Annotated in this window: 20 protein-coding genes; 10 read left to right on the top strand and 10 right to left on the bottom strand. The window is 68.6% G+C overall.

The window, feature by feature from the left end; all coding sequences use genetic code 11:
- A partial coding sequence (tolA, locus tag B0W80_RS30205) for a cell envelope integrity protein TolA (RefSeq protein WP_077002849.1) occupies window positions 1–699 on the top strand: 699 nt, incomplete at its 5' end.
- Between the two features lie 88 nt (window positions 700–787).
- On the opposite strand, the gene dnaE is transcribed toward tolA, so the two are convergent.
- Window positions 788–4288: a DNA polymerase III subunit alpha gene (dnaE, locus tag B0W80_RS30200; protein WP_077002848.1), complete on the bottom strand. Its 3501-nt coding sequence runs from the start codon at window positions 4286–4288 to the stop codon at window positions 788–790.
- A 63-nt stretch (window positions 4289–4351) separates the two neighbouring features.
- Between dnaE and B0W80_RS30195 the strand changes: the two genes are divergently transcribed.
- Entirely contained in the window at window positions 4352–5137 is a 786-nt protein-coding gene (locus B0W80_RS30195; RefSeq protein WP_077002847.1) for a sulfurtransferase, read from the top strand.
- Between the two features lie 3 nt (window positions 5138–5140).
- Here B0W80_RS30195 and B0W80_RS30190 read toward each other — a convergent pair whose 3' ends face one another.
- From B0W80_RS30190 to B0W80_RS30175, 4 genes are all read right to left on the bottom strand, one after another.
- On the bottom strand, window positions 5141–6064 hold the full coding sequence (locus B0W80_RS30190) for a pirin family protein (RefSeq protein ID WP_077002846.1): 924 nt from the start codon (window positions 6062–6064) through the stop codon (window positions 5141–5143).
- A 37-nt stretch (window positions 6065–6101) separates the two neighbouring features.
- Window positions 6102–6653 carry a flavodoxin family protein gene (locus tag B0W80_RS30185; RefSeq protein WP_077002845.1) on the bottom strand — a complete coding sequence of 184 codons (552 nt, stop codon included), beginning with the start codon at window positions 6651–6653 and terminating at the stop codon, window positions 6102–6104.
- Window positions 6654–6731: 78 nt separating this feature from the next.
- Window positions 6732–7172, bottom strand: coding sequence for a DoxX family protein (locus B0W80_RS30180; RefSeq protein WP_077002844.1), 441 nt, complete (start codon window positions 7170–7172; stop codon window positions 6732–6734).
- Between the two features lie 95 nt (window positions 7173–7267).
- The gene (locus tag B0W80_RS30175) at window positions 7268–7969 is read right to left on the bottom strand and encodes a pirin family protein (protein WP_077002843.1); all 702 of its coding nucleotides are present in this window, start codon (window positions 7967–7969) and stop codon (window positions 7268–7270) included.
- Between the two features lie 161 nt (window positions 7970–8130).
- On the opposite strand from B0W80_RS30175, the gene B0W80_RS30170 reads away from it, so the two are divergent.
- The 3 genes from B0W80_RS30170 to gluQRS all read left to right on the top strand — a co-directional run bounded on the left by B0W80_RS30170 (window position 8131) and on the right by gluQRS (window position 11153).
- Window positions 8131–9084, top strand: a complete 954-nt coding sequence (locus tag B0W80_RS30170; RefSeq protein ID WP_077002842.1) for a LysR family transcriptional regulator — start codon at window positions 8131–8133, stop codon at window positions 9082–9084.
- 73 nt (window positions 9085–9157) lie between these two features.
- Window positions 9158–10222, top strand: a complete 1065-nt coding sequence (locus B0W80_RS30165) for an NAD(P)/FAD-dependent oxidoreductase (protein ID WP_256856729.1) — start codon at window positions 9158–9160, stop codon at window positions 10220–10222.
- Window positions 10223–10232: 10 nt separating this feature from the next.
- Window positions 10233–11153, top strand: a complete 921-nt coding sequence (gluQRS, locus tag B0W80_RS30160) for a tRNA glutamyl-Q(34) synthetase GluQRS (RefSeq protein WP_077002841.1) — start codon at window positions 10233–10235, stop codon at window positions 11151–11153.
- A gap of 59 nt (window positions 11154–11212) precedes the next feature.
- On the opposite strand, the gene B0W80_RS30155 is transcribed toward gluQRS, so the two are convergent.
- Window positions 11213–12076 carry an amidohydrolase gene (locus B0W80_RS30155; protein WP_077002840.1) on the bottom strand — a complete coding sequence of 288 codons (864 nt, stop codon included), beginning with the start codon at window positions 12074–12076 and terminating at the stop codon, window positions 11213–11215.
- A 2-nt stretch (window positions 12077–12078) separates the two neighbouring features.
- A complete protein-coding gene (locus B0W80_RS30150; RefSeq protein ID WP_077002839.1) occupies window positions 12079–12885 on the bottom strand; it encodes an SDR family NAD(P)-dependent oxidoreductase in 807 nt (268 codons plus the stop codon).
- A gap of 155 nt (window positions 12886–13040) precedes the next feature.
- Between B0W80_RS30150 and B0W80_RS30145 the strand changes: the two genes are divergently transcribed.
- The 5 genes from B0W80_RS30145 to B0W80_RS30125 all read left to right on the top strand — a co-directional run bounded on the left by B0W80_RS30145 (window position 13041) and on the right by B0W80_RS30125 (window position 18659).
- Complete coding sequence (locus B0W80_RS30145; protein WP_077002838.1) at window positions 13041–13895, top strand: phytanoyl-CoA dioxygenase family protein; 855 nt, start codon at window positions 13041–13043, stop codon at window positions 13893–13895.
- A 34-nt stretch (window positions 13896–13929) separates the two neighbouring features.
- Window positions 13930–14460, top strand: a complete 531-nt coding sequence (locus B0W80_RS30140; protein ID WP_077002837.1) for a TRAP transporter small permease — start codon at window positions 13930–13932, stop codon at window positions 14458–14460.
- Entirely contained in the window at window positions 14457–15734 is a 1278-nt protein-coding gene (locus B0W80_RS30135) for a TRAP transporter large permease (RefSeq protein ID WP_077002836.1), read from the top strand. The genes B0W80_RS30140 and B0W80_RS30135 overlap by 4 nt, the downstream gene beginning before the upstream one ends.
- 75 nt (window positions 15735–15809) lie before the next feature.
- Complete coding sequence (locus B0W80_RS30130) at window positions 15810–17600, top strand: amidohydrolase family protein (RefSeq protein ID WP_077002835.1); 1791 nt, start codon at window positions 15810–15812, stop codon at window positions 17598–17600.
- A gap of 36 nt (window positions 17601–17636) precedes the next feature.
- Complete coding sequence (locus B0W80_RS30125) at window positions 17637–18659, top strand: DctP family TRAP transporter solute-binding subunit (protein ID WP_077002834.1); 1023 nt, start codon at window positions 17637–17639, stop codon at window positions 18657–18659.
- Between the two features lie 79 nt (window positions 18660–18738).
- On the opposite strand, the gene B0W80_RS30120 is transcribed toward B0W80_RS30125, so the two are convergent.
- The 3 genes from B0W80_RS30120 to B0W80_RS30110 form a co-directional block, all read right to left on the bottom strand.
- On the bottom strand, window positions 18739–19764 hold the full coding sequence (locus B0W80_RS30120) for a tripartite tricarboxylate transporter substrate binding protein (protein WP_077002833.1): 1026 nt from the start codon (window positions 19762–19764) through the stop codon (window positions 18739–18741).
- Window positions 19765–19792: 28 nt separating this feature from the next.
- A complete protein-coding gene (locus B0W80_RS30115) occupies window positions 19793–20551 on the bottom strand; it encodes a TetR/AcrR family transcriptional regulator (RefSeq protein ID WP_179107057.1) in 759 nt (252 codons plus the stop codon).
- 57 nt (window positions 20552–20608) lie between these two features.
- A partial coding sequence (locus tag B0W80_RS30110; protein ID WP_083745730.1) for an NAD(P)-dependent oxidoreductase occupies window positions 20609–21543 on the bottom strand: 935 nt, incomplete at its 5' end.

Below are 21543 nucleotides of genomic sequence, written 5' to 3'. Positions count from 1 at the left end.
CCTCAGGCCGCACGCCCGCCCGAGCCGGCGCCGCCGCCGCCGAAGGCGCCCGACATCGCACTCGAGCGCGAGAAAAAGCTCCGCGAGCAGAAGGAGCGCGAACGCGAGCGCGAGGAAGAACTCGCCAAGCAGCAGCAACAGAAAAAGGCCGAGGCCGCCCGCAAGGCCGCGCAGGAAAAGAAAGAACAAGAAGCCCGCGAGCGCGCCGAAGACGAGGCCGAGCGCAAGAAGGAGCAGCAGCAGAAGCTGGCCGAAGCCAAGAAGAAGCAAGAGGCCGAAGCCGCGAAGAAGAAGGAAGCCGAGACCAAGGCCGCGCAGCAGGCGGCCGCTCAATCCGCCGCCGACCGCGCCGCCACCCTCAAGCGCATGCAGGCCATGGCGGGCACCGGCGGCGAAGGCAATGCGGCACGCTCGTCCGGGCCGTCAGGCAGCTACGGCGGCAAGGTGGCAGCCGCGGTGCGGCCCAACGTGGTGTATCCCGAGGCCGACCTGGTCAACGGCAACCCCGGCGCCGAATTCGACGTGCGCCTCGCGCCCGACGGCACCATCGTCGGCACGCCTCAGTTGGTCAAGAGCAGCGGCCTCACCAACTGGGACGAAGCCGCCCTGCGCGCCTTGCAGAAGACCGAGAAGCTGCCACGCGACGTCGACGGCACCGTGCCGCCGCGGCTGATCGTCACGCTGCGGCCGAAGCGCTGAACGAGGCGTCCACCACGTAGCGGATCAGCGGATCAGCGGCGCGGCGGACCAGGGGCTCAGCGTAGCGGCAGGCGCCACACCTGCATCTCTATTCGTAGATCACCGTGGCCTTGCCGGCCTCGGCCTGCGCCATCCAGCTGGCCAGCGCGGCATCGGTGGGAAAGAACTTCGCCCGCTCGCCCAGCTGCAGCTCGACCTGCGCGCCATTGCGCGCCATCGACAGCCGCACGCCCAGGCCCTGCAGCAACTCGCCGTGCTCGCTCTGCTCGGTGCGCGGCGGAAACTCGCGCACCAGCCGCGCGATGTCGGGCGCCTTGCCGTTCACCGCCACGCGCAGGAACTTGCCGAAGCGGCAGCGCGCGGTCGCCAGGTCCCACACCTGCTGCACCTGGAAGCGCGCCTCGAAGCCGCCGCGGCCGGGCTGCAGGCGGCCGCTGACGATGACGAGTTCGTCTTCCTTCAGCGTGTTGCGGTTGTTGTTGATATGCGCCTCGTCGGCCGTGGCCTCGATCGAGCCCGACTTGTCGTCGAGCTTGAAGATCGCGAGCCGACCGCGCTGCCCGTTGATGACGCGCATGTCGCTCACGATGCCGGCGATCACCTGCTGCTCGCGGCTGTCCATCAGGTCGTCGATCTCGCGCCTGCAGAAGCGCCGCACCTCGTGCGCCACCTCGTCGAACAGGTGGCCCGACAGGTAGAAGCCGATGGCGGTCTTCTCGTAGGTCAGGCGTTCCTTCACGCCCCAGGGCGTGGCGTCGATGAGCTCGGGCTCTTGCGTGGCCGAGCCGTGCTCGCAGTCGCCGAAGATGTCGGCCTGCGAGGCGTTGGCCTCGGTGGCGCTCGCGAATTCGAAGGCGCGGTCGATCGACGCCACGAGCGCCGCGCGGTTCTGCTGCAGCGAGTCGAACGCGCCGGCCTTGATCAGCGCCTCCACCGTGCGCTTGTTGATGCGCTGGCGGTCCACGCGGACGCAGAAGTCGAACAGGCTCTTGAAGGCACCGCCTTCCTCCCGCGCGCGCACCACGGCCTCGACCGCCAACTGCCCGGTGCCCTTGACGGCGCCCAGGCCGTAGCGGATGACCTTGTCGGTGACGGGCTCGAAGCGGTAGAAGCCGCGGTTGACGTCCGGCGGCTCGAAGCTCATGCCGAACTTCTTCTGCGCGTCCTCGAACAACACCTTGAGCTTGTCGGTGTCGTCCATTTCCACGGTCATGTTCGCGCAGAAGAACTCGGCCGTGTAGTGGACCTTGAGCCAGCCCGTGTGGTACGCCAGCAGCGAGTAGGCCGCGGCATGCGACTTGTTGAAGCCGTAGCCCGCGAACTTCTCCATCAGGTCGAAGATCTCGTCGGCCTTCTCTTCGACGATGCCGTTCTTGGCCGCACCGGCGCGGAACGTGAGCCGGTGCTCGGCCATTTCCTCGGCCTTCTTCTTGCCCATCGCACGGCGCAGCAGGTCGGCGCCGCCGAGCGAGTAGCCGCCCAGGATCTGGGCGGTCTGCATCACCTGTTCCTGGTAGACCATGATCCCGTAGGTCTCGGAGAGCATCTCCTCCACCAGCGGATGCGGATACTCCACCGGCTCGCGGCCGTGCTTGCGCGCCACGAAGCTCGGGATCAGGTCCATCGGGCCCGGACGGTACAGCGCGTTCAGCGCGATCAGGTCTTCCAGCCGCGTCGGCCGCGCGTCCTTCAGCATGCCCTGCATGCCGCGCGATTCGAACTGGAACACCGCCTCGGTCTTGCCGTCGGCGAAGAGCCGGTAGGTCGGCGTGTCGTCGAGCTTGATGTTCTCGAAGGCGAAGTTCTCCTGGCCCTTGTGGCGCTTGACGATGAACTCCTTGGCGATCTCGAGGATGGTCAGCGTCGCCAGGCCCAGAAAGTCGAACTTCACGAGGCCGATGGCCTCCACGTCGTCCTTGTCGTACTGGCTCACGGCCGAGTCGCTGCCCGGCTGCTGGTAGAGCGGGCAGAAGTCGGTGAGCTTGCCGGGCGCGATCAGCACGCCGCCGGCGTGCATGCCGATGTTGCGGGTCATGCCTTCGAGCTTCTGCGCCATCTCGACGACCGTGCGGACCTCTTCCTCCTTCTCGATGCGCGCCGCCAACTGCGGCTCCATCTCGATCGCGTAGTTGTTCTTGTCGCCCTCGACCTTCGGCACCGGCGGGTACTGCAGCGTGACCGACATGCCTGGCTTGTTCGGAATCAGCTTGCTGATGCCGTCGCAGAAGGTGTAGCTCATGTCCATCACCCGGCCCACGTCGCGGATGGCGGCGCGCGCCGCCATGGTGCCGAAGGTCGCGATCTGGCTCACCGCGTCGCGTCCGTATTTTTCCTTGACGTAGTCGATCACGCGGTCGCGGTTGCCCTGGCAGAAGTCGATGTCGAAGTCGGGCATCGACACGCGCTCCGGATTCAGGAAGCGCTCGAACAGCAGCTTGTATTCGAGCGGGTCGAGGTCGGTGATCTTCAGCGCATAGGCCACCAGCGACCCTGCCCCCGAGCCCCGGCCCGGGCCCACCGGGCAGCCGTTCTTCTTGGCCCAGTTGATGAAGTCGCCCACGATCAGGAAGTAGCCCGGGAAGCCCATCTTGAGGATGGTGTTGATCTCGAACTCGAGCCGTTCCACATAACGCGGCCGTTCGGCATCGCGCCTGGCGGCGTCGGCATACAGATGCGCGAGACGCTCTTCCAGGCCCTCGAACGATGCGTGGCGGAAGTACTCCTCGATCGGCATGCCGTTCGGCGTCGGAAAGTTCGGCAACTGCGGCTTGCCCAGCGTGAGCGTGAGGTTGCAGCGCTTGGCGATTTCCACCGTGTTGGCGAGCGCGCTCGGCACGTCGGCGAACAGCGCCTCCATCTCGGCTGACGACTTGAAGTACTGCTGCTGCGTGAAGCGACGCACGCGGCGCGGGTTGCCCAGGATCTCGCCTTCGGAAATGCACACGCGCGCCTCATGTGCCTCGAAGTCGTCGGCCGTGGCGAACTGCACCGGATGCGTCGCGACCACCGGCAGATTGAGCCGCGCGGCCAGTTGCACCGCGGCCACCACGTGCGGCTCGTCTTCGGGACGGCCGGCGCGCTGAAGTTCGATGTAGAAGCGGTGCGGAAACAACCCCGCCATCTGCAGCGCGACTTCCGCCGCGCGCTCGGCCTGGCCCTGCAACAGCGGCGCGCCGAGCGGCCCGGCCTGCGCGCCGGACAAAGCGATCAGCCCGCCCTGCAGTTCTTCGAGCCAGGCCAGCTTGCAGGCGGCCTGCGACTGGCCCCGGCTCACGTTCTGCGTCCAGGCCCGCGCCAGCAGTTCGGACAGGTGGAGGTAGCCTTCGAAGTTCTGCACCAGCAGCACGATGCGGCTCAGCATGCCGGGCTCGCTGCCCAGGCCGTCGACGAACACTTCGGCGCCCAGCACCGGCTTGACGCCCTTGCCGCGTGCTTCCTTGTAGAACTTGACGCCGCCGAAGATGTTGTTGAGGTCGGTGATCGCCAGCGCGGGCTGCTTGTCGGCGGCGGCGGCCTTCACGGCTTCGTCGATGCGGTTGGTGCCGTCGACGACGGAAAACTCGGTGTGCAGGCGCAGGTGAACGAACATGGCTTCGATTGTAGAAAGCCACCCTTTCATCCTGTGAGTTAAGGATCCCTACAATCCGCCCCCGTGCAAGAGATTCTGAATATCGCGGCCTACCGCTTCGTGGCCATCGACGACGGGGAAGCGCTGCGTGAGGCGCTGCGTTCCCGCACCCACGCGCTCGCCCTCAAGGGCACCATCTTGTTGGCGCCCGAAGGCATCAACATGTTCGTGGCCGGCGCCGAGGCCGGTGTCCGAACCTTCCTTCAAGCACTGCGCGCCGATCCGCGCTTTGCGGAACTCGAAGCGAAGGAAAGCTGGTCCGCCACCCAGCCCTTTCGGCGCATGCTGGTCAAGCTCAAGCGCGAGATCATCCGCATGGATCACCCGGCCATCCAGCCATCCACGGGCCGCGCGCCCAGCGTGGATGCGCCGACGCTCAAACGCTGGCTCGACCAGGGCCACGACGACGCCGGCAAGCCGCTCGTGCTGCTCGACACGCGCAATGCCTTCGAGGTGGACCACGGCAGTTTCGAGGGCGCGATCGACTGGCGCATCCGCAAGTTCACCGAATTCCCACAGGCCTTGCGCACGCACCGCGACCAGCTGGCCGGCAAGACCGTCGTGAGCTTCTGCACCGGCGGCATCCGCTGCGAGAAGGCCGCCATCCTGATGCACGAGGAAGGCATCGCCGACGTGCTGCAGCTCGATGGCGGCATCCTCAAGTACTTCGAGGAAGTCGGCGGCGCGCACTACCGCGGCGAATGCTTCGTGTTCGACGGCCGCGAGACGCTGTCGCCGGACCTGCAACCGCGCGCCAACGGCATCAGCGCCCGAGCGCAGGAAGATCCGGATCTCGCGATCAAGCGCTGAGCCTCAGGCCGGCGTGGTCCCCGTATCCGGCGGCGCCTGCACCTTGAACGGGTGCCCCGGCAGCGGGATGAACTCGGTCTCGCCCGGCACGTGCCCCATGCGCTGTGCCGCCCAGTCGTCGCCGGCTTGCAGGATGCGCTCGCGCCGGCTGCTGACGAAGTTCCAGGTGATGTAGCGCGGGCCGTCCAGTGGTTCTCCGCCGATGACCACCGCGCGCACGGCGGCGTCGGTCTCGATCACGCCGCCCTGGCCTTCCGGCAGCACCGCCATCGTGTGCTGCGCCACCGGCACGCCGTCGAGCCGGAGCGCGCCGTCGACCAGGTAGATCGCCATTTCCGCGGTCAACGGCGGCAGTTCGAAGCGTGCGCCGGCCGGCAGGGCCAGGTCGAGGTAGAGGGTCTGCGCCAAGGTCTCCACCGGCGAGCGCACGCCGAAGGCCTCGCCCACCAGCACGCGCACCGCGGTGCCCTGCACTTCCACCGCCGGAATGTCCTCGGCCGCGGTGTGCGCGAAGCTGGGCTCGACCTCCTCGTGAGCCTGGGGCAGCGCGGCCCAGAGCTGCAGGCCATGGTTGACGTAGGTCGCATCGAGCAACTGCTCTGGCTTGCGCTCCGAATGCACGATGCCGCGGCCGGCGGTCATCCAGTTGATGGCGCCCGGTCGGATCTCCTGCACCACGCCGAGGCTGTCGCGGTGCATCATCGCGCCCTCGAACAGGTAGGTGACCGTGGCCAGGCCGATGTGCGGGTGCGGGCGCACGTCGTGCGCGTTGCCCGGCGTTTCCGTGGCCGGGCCGAAGTGGTCGAAGAAGACGAAGGGTCCGACCGACCGGCGCTTGGCGGCCGGCAGTAGGCGCCGGACATTGAAGCCGCCGCCCAGGTCCTTGTCGTGCGGCTGCAGTTGAAGTTGCGCTTGGGGTTCGCTCATGGCGTTGTTCTCCGTGGGGATGTTCGAATGGGCCGGGTCAAGGTCGCGAGGCAGCGACGCGGGCCACCTCTTCGCCGAACGCGAATGCGGTGTCGAGATCGCCCTTGGCCATCTCGCCCGGGCTGGCGTCGGTGGGCGAGGTGGTGAGAAGGCCCGCATAGCCGCCGACGTAGTTGAGCGAATCGCGCCGCGCGGCCTTGTCGTTGCTGGGCAGGATGCCCAACGGCACCCACAGGCCTCCGTGCTGGCTGGCCAGGTGCCATAGATAGGTGAGGGTCGCGCCCTTGTCGCCGTTCATGGCCGAGCTGTTGGTGAAGCCGGCGAACAGCTTGCCGCGCCAGCCCTGCACGTACCAGACCTTCGAGGACGAATCGGCGAACTTCTTGAACTGCCAGCTCACGCCGCCCATGTACGTGGGCGAGCCCATCACGATGGCATCGGCCGCGGCCAGCAGCTCCCAGCCGCCGGCGGGCAGGTTGCCGTCGGCATCGATCTGCAGCAACTGGGCTTCGGCGCCATCGGCCACCGACTGCGCGACGCGCTGGGTGTGGCCGTAGCCCGAATGAAAGACGACGACGATCTCGCTCATGGAATCTCCTGCGGGCGCGATAAAAAAAGCGCCGCCCGGGCTTCCACCCGGGCGGCGCCCATTCTCTTCGATTCGCGCTCAGCGACGATCGATGCTGAAGCGGCCGGCGCCGAAGGCTGCGAAGGCCAGCAGGCCGCCTGCGATGGCGAAGTTCTTGAAGAACATCAGCTGGTTCACCATGACCTTCTCGGCCGGCATGGCCCAGTAGTTGTGGAAGAACACGCTGGCCGCGATGGTGAACAGCGCCAGCACGATGGCGGCGACGCGCGTCTTGTAGCCGACCAGGAAAGCCAGGCCGACGCCGAGCTCCACGACGACGGCGATGGCCGCGCCCAGCTGCGGCAGCGGGAGCCCGACCGAGCCGATGTAGCCGACGGTGCCGGCGAAGCCCATCAGCTTGTTGAAGCCCGCGGGCACGAACAGCAGCGCGATCAGCACGCGGCCGATCAGCGCCAGTGTGTCCTGGGCGGCGCTGGCGGAAGCGGGGGCGGCGTAGCCCGAGGCAGTGGTGGTGGACATGGAAGAAAACTCCTGTGGTTGATGAAATTCGGTGGGTGTGTTCATGAGGGGCCTTCGCCTTCGGTGGTGTATCGACCTCGGATCGGCCCGCCGGTTCAAGCTGCGAGGTCGAACACGAGCACTTCCGCGCCCTTGCCTTCGCCCAGCTTGAGCTGCGATTCGCCCTGGATCATGGCCGCGTCGCCCGTTGCAAGCCGCGTGCCGTTGACTTCGAGTTCGCCCTTGACCAGGTGCACGTAGCTCTTGCGCGCCGGGTCCAGCGTCAGCTCGGCCTGTTCCTGGCCGTCCAGCAAGCCGGCGTACAGCCGCGCATCGGCATGCACCAGCACCGAGCCGTCGGCACCATCGGGCGAGGCCACCAGCCGCAGCTGGCCGCGCTTGTCCGCTTCGCCGAAGCTCTTCTGCTCGTAGCCCGGCGCGATGCCACGCACGTTGGGCTCGATCCAGATCTGCAGGAAGTGCGTCGTCTCGTCGGCCTTGTGGTTGAACTCGCTGTGCATCACGCCGCGCCCGGCGCTCATCCGCTGCACGTCGCCCGGCGGGACCGACTCCACGTTGCCCATGCTGTCCTTGTGGGCCAGCTCGCCCGAGAGCACGTAGCTGATGATCTCCATGTCCTTGTGCCCGTGGGTGCCGAAGCCGGCACCGGCGGCCACCCGATCTTCGTTGATCACCCGCAGGTTGCCCCAGCCCATGTAGGCCGGGTCGTGGTAGCCCGCGAACGAAAAACTGTGAAACGAGCGCAGCCAGCCGTGATCGGCGTAACCGCGTTCCTGTGACTTGCGAACCTTCAACATATCGAATCTCCTGCTCCGGGCATCCTCGATGGGACGACTGTGGAGCCCTGGTATGCCGCGCCGCATGCGCAGCGGATGTCTGTGACTTTAGGCCGCGACCGTTGAAGCAAAAGCGCTGGGATTTGATGGCATCATTCAATTTCTTTGAACGATGAACGGCCATGCACAGCGCCCGCGACGTCCTCACCCCCGATGCCCTGGCCATGCTGCAGACCGTGGTCGAAACGGGCAGCTTCGCCGCCGCCGCGCGCCGCCTGAACCTGGTGCCGAGTGCCCTGAGCTACCGCGTGCGGCAGATCGAAGACGCACTCGACGTGCTGCTGTTCGACCGCAGCGCTCGGCAAGCGCGCCTGACCGAAGCCGGCGCCGAGCTGCTGCGCGAAGCGGCCTGGCTGCTCAATGAAATCGACGCGGTGGCCAACCGCGTCAAGCGGGTCGCCACCGGCTGGGAGCCGATGCTCACCATCGCCATCGACAGCGTGATCGCGCGCGATCCGATGCTCGATCTGGCCACTGCCTTCTTCGCGCTCGATCCGCCCACCCGCCTCAAGCTGCGCGACGAAACCCTGCTCGGCACCATCGAGGCGCTCAGCAGTGGCGAAGCCGACCTGGCGGTGGGCGCGGTGCTCGACGCCTCCAGCCTGGCCTTCGGCGCGACCGGCATCCGCAGCCGGCTGCTCGGGCAAGTGCCTTTCGTCTATGCGGTGGCGCCGCACCACCCGCTGGCGCGCATCGACGGCGCCCTGTCCGATGCCGTGCTGCGCCAGCACCGCGCCGTGGCAGCGGCCGACTCTTCGCGCGCCGGTCCGAGCATGACGGTGAACCTGGTCAGCGGGCAGGACGTACTCACGGTGCCATCCATGCCGGCCAAGCTGGCGGCGCAACTGCACGGCCTGGGCGGCGGCTTCCTGCCCGAGCCGATGGCGCGGCCCTACATCGACGCCGGCCACCTGGTCGAGCGCAGGACCGAGCGGCCACCGCCGCTGGCCACCATGCACTGCGCCTGGCGCGAACGCACCGCGGGCCAGCCCGGACGCGCACTCACCTGGTGGCTGGAACAGTTCGAACACGAGGGCACGCGCCGCGCGCTGCTGGAGCGCCACCGGGGCCGATGACGGTGGCCGGTGGCCTCCGCCGGGTTAGAGTCGGCCCAGCCCTATCCGATCACCGCCAACGAGACACCGCACCATGCCCCCTCGCCCACCCGCCGACCGCCACCGATCCACCACCCCGCGCCACTACGCCGTCGTCGGCGCGGGCATGGCAGGCGTGGCTTGCGCCCGTACCCTGGTCCAGGCCGGGCATCGCGTCAGCGTGTTCGAGCGCGAAGCCGCACCGGGCGGCCGCATGGCCAGCGAGTCCACCCCCTTCGGCCGCTTCGACAGCGGCGCCCAGTACTTCACCGTGCGCGATCCGCGCTTCGCCCGTGCCCTCGAAACCGCCGCGGCGATCTGCCGGCCCTGGAGCGCCAACCTGGTCCGCGTGCTCGACCCGCACGGCCGCGTGGCCGAAGCCGCCCTGCCGGGGCGCGAGCAGCACTGGGTGGCGCAGCCGGGCATGGATGCCCTGGTCGCGCATTGGGCGGCGCCGCTGGGCGACGCGCTCCTGACGCACACCCGGGTCACGTCCCTGGAGCGCGATGCCCTGGACCCCAGCCGCTGGCAACTGCGCACCGAAGGCGACGACGACGCGCAGCACGTGTACTCGGGCTTCGACGGCGTGCTGCTCGCGGTGCCGCCGGGACCGGCGCGCAACCTGCTCGGCGGCGTGGCACCGGCGCTGCAGGCCAAGGTCGAGGACGTGCGCATCGCGCCCTGCTGGACGCTGATGATTGCCTTCCCCCAGGCCAACCAGCCCGACTTCTCCTTCCTCGGCCCGCAGTGGAACGCGGCGCGCAGCAACCACCACCGCGTGGCCTGGCTCGCACGCGAATCCTCCAAGCCCGGCCGCGACCGCATCGAGCGCTGGACCCTGCAGGCCAGCGCCGCTTGGTCGCAGGAGCACCTGCGCGACGACGCGTCCCGCATCGAGGCCAAGCTGCTGCGCGCCTTCTCCGAGATCACCGGCATCCGCGCCACGCCCTCGCATGCGCAAACGCGCTGCTGGGCCGAGGCCAAGACCGAGCAGCCGCTGGGCCAGTCGCACCTGTGGGACGCCAACGCCGGCATCGGCGTGGCCGGCGACTGGTGCATCGGGCATCGCGTGGAAGACGCTTTTCTTTCCGGCCTCTCCCTGGCATTGAAGCTCGCCTGAATCCAGCCGCATGACGACAGCCGTCGGCCGTTTCGCGCCGTCGCCCACCGGTCCGCTGCACGCCGGCTCCCTCGTCGCCGCACTCGCGAGTTGGCTCGACGTGCGCGCACGCGGACCGCAGGCGCGCTGGCTGGTCCGCATCGAAGACGCCGACACCGAGCGCTGCCTGCCCGGCATGGGCGAGCACATCCTGTCGCAGTTGGCCGACTGCGCCCTGCTGCCCGATGCGCAACCGGTGTGGCAGTCGCAGCGCGGCGCCCTCTATGCACGGGCGCTGGAGCACTTGAAGGCCCTGCACCTGGCCTACCCCTGCGGCTGTACGCGCAAGGAGATCGACGAGGCCCTGGCCCTTCACGGCATCACCCATCACCGGCACGGCGAGCGCGTGTACCCCGGTACCTGTCGCGAAGGCCTCCACGGCAAGCCGGCGCGCGCCTGGCGCTTCGCCGCCGAGCAATACGAGTCCGCACGCACGTCCAGACGCCTGTGCTGGACCGATCGGCGCCTCGGCTGCCAGTACCAGGACGTCGCGCGCGAAGTCGGCGACTTCGTGCTCCAGCGCGCCGACGGCCCCTGGGCCTACCAGCTCGCGGTGGTGGTCGACGATGCCGACCAGGGCGTGACCGACGTGGTGCGCGGTGTCGACCTGGCCGACAACACGGCGCGTCAGATCCTGCTGCAGCGCGCGCTCGGCCTGCCCGCACTGCGCTACCTGCACACGCCGCTGGTGATGGGCGCCGATGGCGAAAAGCTGTCGAAGCAGAACGGCGCCGCGCCCATCGACACCGGCACGCCGTCTGCCGCGGTGGCCGCGCTCGACGCCGCGGCGCGCGTGCTCGGGCTGCCGGCAACCGGTGCATCGGCGCCTGCCGATGCGCTGGCGGGCTGGGTCGGGCCCTGGCGCGATCTGGCGGGGATCGTCACCGGCTGATCAGGTCGAAGCGGCGGTCGCAATGACGCGACCGCTTGCCCCGCCGGCAATGAAGCTGCTCACACGCTGCGGGCCGCACCTTTTCGCTCTGCCGGGGCCCAGCCGTACACCTTGGCGCAAGCGCCGCCCATCAGCATGGCCCGCTCGCCATCGCTCAGCCGGTCGGTCACGCGAAACGCATCGACCGCATCCGCGTAGCTCACGAGCGCCTGTGCACGGGTCCAGTCCGTACCCCACAGGCAGCGCTCGAATCCCCAGGCATCGAACACTCGCGCGAGCGGATCCCAGATGTCCGCGAATGGAAAGGCCGTGCGCGAGAGCGTGCAGGCACCGGTCACCTTGATCGCCACGTTGGGCCGCCGCGCCATCTCCAGCACTTTCGGCAACTCGCCCCAGGCACCGGCTGGCACCGGCGGCACGAAGGGCTGCACCGTGCCCAGATGGTCGATCACGAACCGCGTGTCGGGATGCCCGTCGACGAAAGCCATCGCCGCATCGAGCGTGCCCCAGCAATGGAGGTTGACGGCCAGCCCGAGGCGCGCCGCGGCACGCGCGATGCGGGCCAGCCCAGGGTCGCGCGGATCGCGCGGTGCATCGCTCGCCATGAGGACGCGCACGCCGACCGCACCGGGCGTGTTCTTCCACTCGGCGATGACGTCGCCAACAGCAGGATCGTCCGGATCGACCGGCGCGACGAGCGCGAACCGGTCCGGATGCGCACGCTGAACCGCGACCGCATAGCTCGCGTCGTAGCGGTACATGGAGAACGGCGAGACGATGATCGCGCCGTCGACGTCGACGGCGTCCATCGCCGTCACCATCTCGTCGCCCGTGACGTGGGGCGGCCAATCGGGCACGCGATGCCAGGGCCGCTCCGGCGTGTCGGCCGCGTAGGTGTGGACCTGGGAATCGATGACGGGCATGTTCAGCTGGGCGTCAACACGGCACCGCCGCAGACCGAGATCACCTGCCCCGTCACGTACTGCGACAGGTCCGTCGTCAAGAACTCGACCACGCCCGCGCAGTCTTCCACCTGGCCGAAGCGCCGCAGCGGCAGGCGCTGCATCTCCGCTTCGGTGCCGATCCCGCGCGCCGCCGCCTGCGCCGCGACGCGCGCGGTCAGCATCACGCCGGGCGCAAGGCAATTCACGCGAATGCTGTGCGGGCCGAGCTCGGCCGCCAGGTAGCGCGTGTACTGCGCGACGGCCGCCTTGGCCGCCGCATAGCCCGCGATGCGCCCCTGGTGGTTGTACGTGGTCACGCCGGCTTGAGACGACGTGTTGACGATCGTCCCGCTGCCCTGCTTCTTCATGATCGGCGCGACCGCCTGGCAGCAGAAGACCGTGCTCATGAAGTTGGCGTCCAGCAGCGTGCGCAGATCCTCTTCCGGCATCACCGACGCATCGCTGCGGTCGGACGGCGTCACCGCGCCGCCGGCGTTGTTGACCAGGATGTCGATGCCGCCGAAGGCCGACGCGATGGCCTCCACGGCTTCGCGCGCCCTCGCATTCGACGACAGGTCGGCCTGTATCTCCATGCCGCGCCGCCCGAGCCGTTCGATCTCGCCGGCCACGCTGGGCGCATCCAGCGTCTCGCCGTAGCGCGCGGCGCCCTCGAGGTCCAGGTCGATGATGGCGACGTCGGCACCCAGCGTGGCCAGCCGCAGCGCGTAGGCGCGCCCCAGGCCCCGGGCACCGCCGGTGACGATGGCTTTCTTACCTTGAAGTTTCATGGCGATGGAAGCGCCCCGGCCGATCGCCTCGGCCGCGGACGATGAAAGGTGGAGGGTCGATGAAAGTCCACACGATATATCTTTGCTTGCTACCTAGCAAGTAATTGTCTAGGATGACATCCAGCACGAACCCATACGTGCAGGAGACATTGAACATGCCGGTCGGTGAACAGGCCCCTGCGGGCCATCGCATTCTTTCGCCCGAGGAAGTGGCCGCCTATCACCGCGACGGCTTTCTCGTGCCGTCGTACCGCCTGCCGCCGGACATGCTGGCGAAGCTCGCAGCGCTGACCTCCCGCGTGATCGCCGACAACCCCGAGCGCATCGACCAGCCGCTCGTGGGCGTGCACATCCCCGGCAGCGGCACGCAGTCGCTCGAGGTTCCGCCGGGCTTCCTGGACATCGCGGCGCACCCCGACATCCTCGACCTCATGGAGCAACTGATCGGCCCCGACCTGATCCTCTGGGGCTCGGTGCTCTTCTACAAGCGCGCACAGCAAGGCCCCGTTACCCCATGGCATCGCGATGCGACCGCCTACCCGATCGAGCCGATGGCCACCACCAGCGTCTGGATCGCGGTGACGCCCAGCACGCGCGAGAACGGATGCCTGCGCTTCATTCCGGGTTCGCACCGCGCCCGCGAGGTCGGCGACCACGACACCACCCACCGCCCCGGCGAGTACTTCGGCGGCAGCCTCGATCCGCAGACCTTCGACGAATCGCAAGCGGTCGACGTGCAGCTCGAGCCTGGCCAGATGGTGGTGTTCGACGTGTTCACGATCCACGGCGGCCATGCCAACACCGGCATGCAGCCGCGCGGCGGCTATTCCCTGCGCTTCATGCCGGGCAACAGCGTGTTCCTGCACGACGCGGCGCACAACCGCGGCGAGGTCGGCTACGGCCACGAGACGCGTGCGCTGATGCTGGTTCGCGGCAAGGACCGCACGGGCCGCAACGACTTCCAGCGCGGGCATCCGGCGGCGCAACAGGCCGCACATCAAGCCGCCTGAAGGCAGCGCCAAGCCCCAAGGCGAAGGTATCTCAATGAGCCGCTACAGCCACTATGTGACGAAGGCCTTCGAAGGCCTGCTGGCCGCCATGCTGGCCGTGATGCTCGGGCTCGTGCTGCTCAACGTGGTGCTGCGCTACGCCGGCACGGGCCTGCCGGCGACCGAGGAGCTGTCGCGCACGCTCTTCGTCTGGCTGACCTTCACGGGCGCCGTGCTGGCGGCGTACGAAGGCGCCCACCTGGGGGTCGGGTCGTTCGTCGAACGGCTGCCGCCGAAGGGCCGCCTGGCCTGCACCATCCTGAGCGAGCTGGGCGTGCTGGTCTGCTGCGTCCTCATCTTCTACGGCACGCTGCGGCAGCACGAGGTGAATGCCTCCAACCGCTCGCTGACCACCGGCATGACCATGATCTGGGTCTACGGCGTGGGCTACATCGCCTCGCTCGGCATCGGCGCCGTCACGGTCTGGCGGCTCTGGAAATGCCTGGCCGGGCTGCGCCGTCCGGCCGCCATCGGCACGGTGCTGCCGCGCGAACCTGCCGAATCCGTCCAGGGGCCGCTGCTGTGACGGTCACGGTCTTCCTCGGCTCGCTGCTGGCCGCCATGGCGGTGAGCATGCCCATCGCGTTCGCGCTGCTGGTGTGTGCGCTGGCGCTGATGCTGGCCCAGGGCTCCTTCGACACCACCATCCTGTCGCAGAAGCTCATCGAGGGCGCGGACAACTACGTGCTGATGTCGATCCCCTTCTTCATCTTCGCGGGCGAGCTCATGAACAAGGGCGGCATGTCGCAGCGCATCGTGCGCTTCGCGCTCGCCATGCTCGGCCACGTGCGCGGCGGTCTCGGCCTGGTCGCGATCTTCGCCGCGGTGGTGATGGCCGCGATCTCCGGTTCGGCATCGGCCGACGCCGCGGCGCTCGGCACGCTGCTGATCCCGATGATGCGCAACGCAGGCTACGACGTCTCGCGCTCGGCCGGGCTGATCGCCGGCGGCAGCGTGATCGCGCCATGCATGCCGCCTTCGAGCGCGTTGATCATCTTCGGCGTGATCGCGAACGTGTCGATCGGCAAGCTCTTCATGGCCACCATCTTCCCGGGCTTGCTGATGGGCTTGTCGCTGGTGCTGACCTGGCTCTGGGTCGCACGCCGCGATCAAGTCAAGGTGTTCCCGCGACAACCGATCGGCGAGGTCGTGAAGGCGGGACGCGACGCGGTCTGGGCCCTGGTGATGCCCTTCGGCATCGTCGGCGGCATGAAGTTCGGCATCTTCACGCCGACCGAAGCCGCCGTGGCGGCCTGCCTCTACGCGATGCTGGTCGGCCTGGTGGTGCACCGCGAGCTCAAGCTGCGCGACATCTACCCGCTGCTGGTGTCGGCCGCCAAGACCACCGCCGTGATCGTGTTCCTGATCGCTTCGGCGCTGGTGTCGGGCTGGCTCATCACCACGTCGGCCGTGCCGCAGCAGATCGCCGAGCTGCTGAAGCCGTTCATGGACAACCCGCGGCTCCTGATGTTCGTGATCATGGTGCTGGTCGTCATCATCGGCACCGCCCTCGACTTCGCGCCCACCTTGATGATCCTGACGCCGGTGCTGATGCCGATCATCCGGCAGGCCGGCATCGACCCCGTGTACTTCGGCGTGCTGTTCATCATGAACAACGCCATCGGCCTGATCACGCCGCCGGTCGGCATCGTGCTCAACGTGCTCAGCGGCGTCTCGAAGGTGCCGATGGCCGACGTGATCCGCGGCAGCCTGCCCTTCCTGGCGGCCGAGACCTTCGTCCTGTTCCTGCTGGTTCTGTTTCCGGAACTGGTCATGGTGCCCCTGCGCTGGCTCACCTGAGCGCAACCTTGGCTTTCTTCATCTTCTTCGTCTTCTTCATCTTTTTCCTGCAACCCCAACACGGAGACATCCACGATGCTTGATCTGATCCTCCGCGGCGGCCACGTGATCGACGGGACCGGCCGCCCGCGCTTCCGTGCCGACGTCGGCATCCGCAACGGCCGCATCGCCGCCATCGGCACCATCGACGAACCCGCCCGCGAGGTGCTGGACATCGAAGGCCAGGTGGTCACGCCCGGCTTCATCGACGTGCACACCCACCTCGACGCGCAGCTGCTCTGGGACCCGTACGCCACGCCGTCCTGCCTGCACGGCTTCACCACGATCATTGCGGGCAACTGCGGCTTCGGCATCACGCCGCTGGTCGACAGCTCGCGCAGCTACATCCAGGGCATGCTCAGCCGGGTCGAGGGCATGCAGCTGTCGGCGATCGAGCAGGGGCCGGCCTGGGACTGGTCGAGCACCCGCGACTACCTCGACCGCCTCGAGGGCAAGCTGGGCATCAACGCCGGCTTCCTGATCGGCCATTCGACGCTGCGCCGCGCCGTGATGGGCGAGGACGCGACGCGCGGGCACGCGGACCCAAAGCAGGTGGAGCAGATGGTCGACCTGTACCGCGATTGCCTGTCGGAAGGCGGCCTGGGCCTGTCGACCTCGTGGGCGCACACGCACAACGACCATGCGGGCTCGAAGGTGCCCTCGCGCTACGCCTCGGACGACGAGATCATGGCGCTCTGCGCCGCGACGCAGGAGTTCCCCGGCACCTTCATCGAAGCCGGCGGCCAGCCGCCCTACGTGGACGACGCGCAGATCCAGCGCTTCGCCAAGATGTCGGCCGTCGCCAATCGGCCGCTCAACCTGGGCGTGATCGTCTTCACCGACGATTCGCACGACGACGCGCTGCCCAACCTCGCCATTGCCGACCACGCGCGCAAGATCGGCGGCGCCACCTTCGCGCAGACCATCGTCACGGGCTCGAACTACTGGCTGTCGTTCGGCACCGGCTTCATCTTCGACGGCATTCCGGGTTGGGAGCATGCGATGACCTGCCCGCGCGAAGAGCGGCTCGCCATCCTGCGCGACCCTGCCAAGCGCGAGGCCCTGCGCAAGGCCGCCGCCGACTACGACCAGCACGATGCCTACCTGGCCCGCACCAACATCGCCAAGTGGCCGGAGATGCGCATCGTCAGCACCGTTGCGCCCGAGAACCGCAAGTACGACGGCCAGCTGGTCGGCGACATCGCGGCGGCCGAAGGCAAGGCGCCCTTCGATGCGCTGATGGACATCGTCTGCGCCGACGACCTGGGCACGGTCGTGCTGCCGCGCCCCAGCGGCTATGCCGAAGACACCTGGAAGGAGCGCATCAAGACCATGCGCGACCCGCGGGCGATCGTGGCCGGCTCCGATGCCGGTGCGCACCTGGACTTTCTCGCGCAGTTCAACCAGACCTCGACGCTCATCGAATACGCGGTGCGCAAGCACCAGCTCGTGACGCTCGAAGAGGTGGTGCACCACGTGACCGATCGCGTCGCACGCCTGTTCGGGCTGCGCGGACGCGGCCGCGTCGAAACGTCGTGGCAGGCCGACCTGATCGTGATGGACCCCGAACGCATCGCGTCGGGGCCGGTGCACATGCGCGCCGATCTTCCGGCCGGCGCATCGCGCACCTACGCCGAGGCCGAAGGCATCAGCCACGTGTTCGTGAACGGCCAGGCCATCGTGTCGAAGGGCAAGACCACGGGCGCCCTCCCCGGCCAGGTGCTGCGCTCGGGCCGCGACACCGACACCGTCACCGCGCAATCGCTGCTGACCCCTGCGGAATCCACGCAAGCCACACAAGGCACACAAGCCACCCAAACCACCTGAGCCCGAGCCGATCGCCCCATCCATAAGGAGCCCACCATGTCATCGAAGCACATCGGCCGCCTCGCGGCCCTCTCCGCCGCCGTCGCCGGCCTGTTCGCGGCGTCCGGCCCTGCCGTGGCCCAGATCCAGGAGCGGAACATCCGGGCCAGCATCGTGCTGGCCAAGGAGCATTCGCTCGGGCAGGCCATGGTCGAGGTGGCGCGCTGCGCGGCCGACAAGTCGAGCGGCAAGCTCAAGATCCAGAACTTCTTCGACGCGGCCCTGGGCGGCGACCTGCCGGTCATCCAGCAGTTGCGCAGCGGCACGCTGGACATCGCGGTGACCAGCCCGTCCTACTTCACCGGCATGGCGCCGGGCGCTGCCTTGTGGGACCTGCCCTTCTACTTCGCCAACGAGCAGGAGGCCGAGGCCACGCTCGACGGCAAGGCCGGCAAGCTGCTGGCCGAAAAGCTCTCGGGCGTCGGCGTGGTGCACCTGACCTACTACAACGTGGGCTTCCGCCACACCACCAACTCCAAGCGCCCGGTGCAGAAGATGGAAGACCTGCACGGCCTGAAGATCCGTTCCTCGCAGAGCCCGGTGGTGCTGGACACCTTCAAGGCGCTCGGCGGCTTCGCGGTCGCCATGCCCTTCGCCGAGGTGTATTCGGCGCTGGAGAACAAGACCATCGACGGACAGGAAAACTCCATCGGGCTCACCGAGACCAGCAAGTTCTACGAGGTGCAGAAGTACCTGAGCCTCACGCAGCACCAGTACGGCCCGGCGATGATGATCTTTTCCAAGCCGCTCTTCGACAAGCTCTCGCCGCAGGAGCAGGCCGTGCTGCGCGATTGCGCCTCGGCATCGCGCGACAGCCAGCGCGCGCTCAATCGCAAGCAGATCGATGAAAGCCTCGCACGCATGAAGACCAAGGGCCTGCAGGTCAACCAGATCGCGCCAGCCGAAATGGAGCGGATGCGCGTGGCGGCCAAGCCGGTGCAGGAGAAGTACCTGAAGGACCTGGGCAGCGACATGACCGCCGCGGCGCAGGAAGACCTGCAGCGCGTGCGCGGCCGCTGAGGCTTGCCGGGCCTGCCGGGCCTGCCGCAACATCGGCCCGGCCCGCGCCTCCCACCCGGGAGCGGGCGCGGGCGCCGTGTCACTCTGCCTGGATGCCCGCCTCGGCCACCAGCTTGCGCCACATCGCGACGTCGTCGCGCACGAAGGCCGCCACCTGCGACGGGGACAGCGGCGGCGGCACGATGCAGCCCTGCAGCGCCAGGGCGTCCGCCACCTCCTTGCGGCGCAGCACATCGATCACCGCGGCATTGAGGGCCGTGACGATGCGCTGCGGCGTCTGCGCCGGCAGGTAGAGCACGGCCCAGGTCGACACGTCGAAACCGGCGAGGCCCGACTCCGCGATCGTGGGCACCTCGGGCAGTGCCGGCAGGCGCTCTGCGGTCGAGACGCCCAGCGCCACCAGTCGGCCCGAGCGCACGTGGCCCGACGAGGACACGACGCTGTCGAACATCAGCGGCACGGTGCCGCCGACCAGGTCGCCCAGCGCCTGCCCGCTGCCCTTGTAGGGCACGTGCAGCAGCGGAATGCCGGCCGAGCGCTTCAGCATCTCCATCGCCAGGTGCGAGGGCGTGCCGGGGCCGATGGAGGCGTAGCTCAGGTCCTTGCGCTGCCGTGCCAGCGCGATCAGCTCGGGCAAGCTCTTCACACCCAGCGAGGGATGCGCGACCAGCACCAGCGGCGGCTTGGCCAGCAAGGCCACCGGCACCAGGTCGTGCGCCGGGTCCGCGACGGGCGGCGCGGGCGTGAACAGCACCTTGCGGTTCGGGCAGCTCGTCAGCAGCAGCGTGTAGCCGTCGGGCGCAGCGCGCGCAACGGCGTCCGCGCCGAGGCTGCCGGTGGCGCCGGGGCGGTTGACCACCACGACGGGCTGCGCCCAGTCCTGCGAGAGGTGCTGAGACAACAACCGGCCCAGGAAATCGGCCGTGCCGCCCGGTGGAAAGGGCACGACGATCTCCAGGCGCCGCGCGGGATAGGTGCCTTGGGTGCCTTGGGTGCCTTGGGTGCCTTGGGTGCCTTGGGTGCCTTGGGTGCCTTGTGCAAAGGCCGGCAGCACTGCCGCTGCCGTGCTCGCCAGCAAGAGCCGGCGCCTCGTCACCACCGACATGGGCTCGCTCCTCGAAGGAGAAGACGCCTCAGGTCGCTCGCAGGGCGTGCTCGATCAGCGTCTGCAGGTGTTTGCGCAGGCTGTTGACCTGCATCTCGCCGCCCTTCACCAGCCGCTGCAGCACCACGCCCCGCAGCGTGCCGACGATGAACTCGGCCGCGATCGGCGGCGAAAGGGTCGGATCGATCTCGCCGCGGTCGATGCCCGTGCGCACCTGGTCCTCGATGTACTTGAACATCGAGACGTTGAAGTTGACCATCAGGTCCGCATGCTCCGACCCTTCGAGCAAGGCATGCGTGAGCAGGTTCAGCAGCGAACGCGTATTGGTCCACGCCGGGTCCTTGCGGCCCAGGTAGATGCCGATGAAGGCGAGGATGGAAGCAAGGCCCGGCTCGGCGGGCGGTGCCTTGCGCACCTCTTCCATCATGTTGTTGTTGATCTGCTCGGTGATGGCGCGCAACAGGCCGGCCTTGTTGCCGAAGTAGTGGCCCGCCAGTCCCCGGCTGTACCCGGCCTCTTCGCCCACGTCCGCGAGCGTGGTGCCGGCCCAGCCGCGGCGCGCGATCAGCCGGCGGGCGGTGGCCAGCAGCTTCGCTTCGGCCTCGGCGCGCCGCTCCTGCTGCGTGCGCGAGTTGCCGGTGCGGTCGTTGTCGTGCTGATCGGGTGATGCGCCTGCCGTGCCCGCTTGGGTCGCCTGACCCTTGCGTGCCGCCGGGCGTTCGGCCACCTTGGCGGCCGGGAGCTTCTTCGAGACGCTTGGAGCCCTGGCGGCAGCGGTACTGGTCATCGGGCGATGATAAGGACAAAAAGCCCGCATCAACGCCTGCCGGCACGCTCGGCGCCTTCATGCGGCGGGTTCGCGGGCCACGTCGGCCCGGGCCGCTTCGGCCCCGTGCGCCCAGTTCACGTCGGCCCAGGCCTCGAACAGCCGCACCACCTGCAGGTAGTCCTGCTGCGGGCCGCCCGCGTCCATGGCCTCCTGCCAGATCTGTTGCGTGACGCGGCCGACGCGCATCGGCCCGCACAGCCTTTCGCCGGCCTCGACCGCGAGCCGCACGTCCTTCATGCTCAGTTCGAGCGCGAAGCCGATCGGCTTGTCCTGCATCAGGAACAGCGGGATCTTGTAGTCGATCGCATGGTTGGTGCCCGAGCTGACCGACAGCACCTCGAGCATGGTGCGCGGGTCCAGCCCGGCCTTCGCGCCCACGCTCAAGGCTTCGAAGCTCGCCGCGAGCGCGGTGGTCGAAAGCAGGTTGTTGATGAGCTTCATCAGGTGCCCCATGCCGGGCTGCTCGCCCACGTGGAACAGGTTGGCGGCGAAGCTGCCCAGGACCGGGCGCAGGCGCTCGAAGACCTCGCGCGGCCCGGAGACCATCAGCGCCAGGCCACCGCGCTCCGCGCTGGCCACGCCACCGGAAACCGGCGCATCCATCGCCGTCACGCCGCGCTCGGCAAGGGCCGCGGCCACCTGGCGCGCGGCCTCGGGGCCGGTGGTGGAAAGATCGACGTAGACCTTCAGCGCATCGCCCTCGACCAGGCCGTCCGGGCCCAGCACCACGGCCTCGACGGCCTTCGGCGTGGGCAGGCTCACGAAGACGGTGTCGCAGCGCTCGGCCACCTCGCGGGCATGGCGGGCCCATTCGGCCCCGGCCGCTTCGAGCACGGGACGAAGCTCGTCGCGCAAGTCGAAGGCGACCAGCGCGTGGCCCGCGGCGAGCAGGCGCTTCGCGATCGGCAGGCCCATCTGGCCGAGGCCGACGAAGCCGAGGGGCTGGGGCG

It is taken from the genome of Variovorax sp. KK3 (assembly GCF_001984055.1).
Lineage (GTDB): Bacteria > Pseudomonadota > Gammaproteobacteria > Burkholderiales > Burkholderiaceae_C > Variovorax.
This window is presented reverse-complemented; position numbering and strand designations above follow the sequence as displayed.

What these genes read in the sequence shown, in the direction of transcription:
- dnaE (WP_077002848.1), bottom strand. Translation starts at nt 4,288, where the DNA reads ATGTTCGTTCACCTGCGCCTGCACACCGAGTTTTCCGTCGTCGACGGC.
- B0W80_RS30120 (WP_077002833.1), bottom strand. Translation starts at nt 19,764, where the DNA reads ATGTCGGTGGTGACGAGGCGCCGGCTCTTGCTGGCGAGCACGGCAGCG.
- B0W80_RS30145 (WP_077002838.1), top strand. Translation starts at nt 13,041, where the DNA reads ATGCCGGTCGGTGAACAGGCCCCTGCGGGCCATCGCATTCTTTCGCCC.
- B0W80_RS30190 (WP_077002846.1), bottom strand. Translation starts at nt 6,064, where the DNA reads ATGAGCGAACCCCAAGCGCAACTTCAACTGCAGCCGCACGACAAGGAC.
- B0W80_RS30115 (WP_179107057.1), bottom strand. Translation starts at nt 20,551, where the DNA reads ATGACCAGTACCGCTGCCGCCAGGGCTCCAAGCGTCTCGAAGAAGCTC.
- gluQRS (WP_077002841.1), top strand. Translation starts at nt 10,233, where the DNA reads ATGACGACAGCCGTCGGCCGTTTCGCGCCGTCGCCCACCGGTCCGCTG.
- B0W80_RS30155 (WP_077002840.1), bottom strand. Translation starts at nt 12,076, where the DNA reads ATGCCCGTCATCGATTCCCAGGTCCACACCTACGCGGCCGACACGCCG.
- B0W80_RS30140 (WP_077002837.1), top strand. Translation starts at nt 13,930, where the DNA reads ATGAGCCGCTACAGCCACTATGTGACGAAGGCCTTCGAAGGCCTGCTG.
- B0W80_RS30180 (WP_077002844.1), bottom strand. Translation starts at nt 7,172, where the DNA reads ATGTCCACCACCACTGCCTCGGGCTACGCCGCCCCCGCTTCCGCCAGC.
- B0W80_RS30170 (WP_077002842.1), top strand. Translation starts at nt 8,131, where the DNA reads ATGCACAGCGCCCGCGACGTCCTCACCCCCGATGCCCTGGCCATGCTG.
- B0W80_RS30165 (WP_256856729.1), top strand. Translation starts at nt 9,158, where the DNA reads ATGCCCCCTCGCCCACCCGCCGACCGCCACCGATCCACCACCCCGCGC.
- B0W80_RS30150 (WP_077002839.1), bottom strand. Translation starts at nt 12,885, where the DNA reads ATGAAACTTCAAGGTAAGAAAGCCATCGTCACCGGCGGTGCCCGGGGC.
- B0W80_RS30130 (WP_077002835.1), top strand. Translation starts at nt 15,810, where the DNA reads ATGCTTGATCTGATCCTCCGCGGCGGCCACGTGATCGACGGGACCGGC.
- B0W80_RS30125 (WP_077002834.1), top strand. Translation starts at nt 17,637, where the DNA reads ATGTCATCGAAGCACATCGGCCGCCTCGCGGCCCTCTCCGCCGCCGTC.
- B0W80_RS30185 (WP_077002845.1), bottom strand. Translation starts at nt 6,653, where the DNA reads ATGAGCGAGATCGTCGTCGTCTTTCATTCGGGCTACGGCCACACCCAG.
- B0W80_RS30175 (WP_077002843.1), bottom strand. Translation starts at nt 7,969, where the DNA reads ATGTTGAAGGTTCGCAAGTCACAGGAACGCGGTTACGCCGATCACGGC.